The 1,667-nt window shown below is 25.7% G+C and carries 2 protein-coding genes; one reads left to right on the forward strand and one right to left on the reverse strand.

Going from position 1 to position 1,667, the window contains the following annotated elements; all coding sequences use genetic code 4:
- Positions 1-140: 140 nt before the first annotated feature.
- Positions 141-392, forward strand: coding sequence for a S1 RNA-binding domain-containing protein (locus D9R21_RS06325; RefSeq protein ID WP_241568812.1), 252 nt, complete (start codon positions 141-143; stop codon positions 390-392).
- 51 nt (positions 393-443) lie between these two features.
- Here the strand turns inward: D9R21_RS06325 and D9R21_RS06330 are convergent, their stop codons facing one another.
- On the reverse strand, positions 444-1,379 hold the full coding sequence (locus D9R21_RS06330; RefSeq protein ID WP_126821525.1) for a hypothetical protein: 936 nt from the start codon (positions 1,377-1,379) through the stop codon (positions 444-446).
- Positions 1,380-1,667 lie beyond the last annotated feature (288 nt).

Consider the following 1,667-nt stretch of genomic DNA (forward strand, 5'->3'; position numbering starts at 1 on the left):
GCGATGTTTGTTCAATTTCTTTTACTGTATTTTTTCGAAATTCTGCAGTATATGTTTTAAATTTTTGTTCTTTTCCTGCCATTAAAAAATGCACCTCCTCTAAAAGTTTAGTAAAGTTCTTTTTTAATTTTACTTACTTTTTGGGGTGCAGTCTTGTTTTAATTCATATTAGTGAATTTTCTGATTTCTTTGTACGAGATATTCGAGAATTTGTTAATGTTGGTGACAATGTTGAAGTAGAAGTTCTTGATTTTGACCCCGTTAAAAAACATGTCAAATTAAGTTACAAAAATTGCCGTCCAGAATTATTGAAAAAGGACAATAATCCAACGGAAGAAACACTGCCAAATTCAGAATCATTACCTAATAAGCATCATTTATTATCAAAATAAATAAACTAGTAAAAAGTATAAAAAAGGTAAAAAGTAGTTTGAAACTACTTTTTATTTTGCTAAATTTAATTGTTTTTGTAACTGGTTTGTTTGTTTACTACTAATTTTATTTTGTGCAAAATAGAATCCAAAATAACAGCCACTAATAATTAGGGCAAAGGTTGTGTAAACAACAATTGTTTGTATAGCCATCGGAACTTTACCATTTGTGTAACTAGCTTTCGGATTTGTAAATTCCATAAAATCATATGGGAAATAACCCAAGAATGACATATCTGGTCATGGTTTTCAACTATTAGTTACTTTTAAAATATAACCAAAAATAGTAAACACCAAGAAATAACCTAAAATTGTTGCTAAACTATAACCTCATCAACGTAACATAGTTATTTTGTTATAACTTAAATCATGATGTTGATAAAAAACAAAATAATAAATCACACCTAATAGAGGAATTAAAGAATGTTGCAAAAACATGCTCATTCATTGAATTGGTAATCAACTTTTAAAATCACCAGTAATTGGTAAAGAAAGATTATAAAAGAATAACGTAAAGCAAATAACTACCATTGTTAATAATCCTACTTTACTATTATCATATCGCCCCTTTCCTTCTTTTAACGTATTAAACGCAGAATTAAGGAAGAAAGCAGAAAAAAGCAATGTTGAATATGAGGTATATAAGGTTAGGTTTCGAAAAATAACCATAAAACTAATACTAATATCTGATCAACTTTGTAACTCTGCTAATTTTGTTTCATACTTTGGTACCCAACTTTTGGGAAATATTCCATGATGTTTAGACCATAATGTCAATGATAAACTAACACTAGTAAAAACAATAATTGAAATAATTGGTAAAAGACCAATTATTATTTTAAATAAAAATCGTCAACTTTTAGTTAAAGTTTTAATATTATTTTTTAATATTCAAATTTTATTATTATTTAGTTTTAATATTGTTTCGTTGTTTGTTATATTTTCCATTTTTGGGCTTTTTTAATAATATATTTATTATTTTACTAGTTTTCAACGAGAAAAGCAAGATTTTAATTTATTTTATATATTTGTAAATTGCATTATAATCTATAAACATAAGAAACATTTTATTAATTGTAAAAAGACTGCACCCCAAAAAGTAAGTAAAATTAAAAAAGAACTTTACTAAACTTTTAGAGGAGGTGCATTTTTTAATGGCAGGAAAAGAACAAAAATTTAAAACATATACTGCAGAATTTCGAAAAAATACAGTAAAAGAAATTGAACAAACATCGC

Source organism: Spiroplasma endosymbiont of Megaselia nigra, from assembly GCF_003987485.1.
Lineage (GTDB): Bacteria > Bacillota_I > Bacilli_A > Mycoplasmatales > Mycoplasmataceae > Spiroplasma.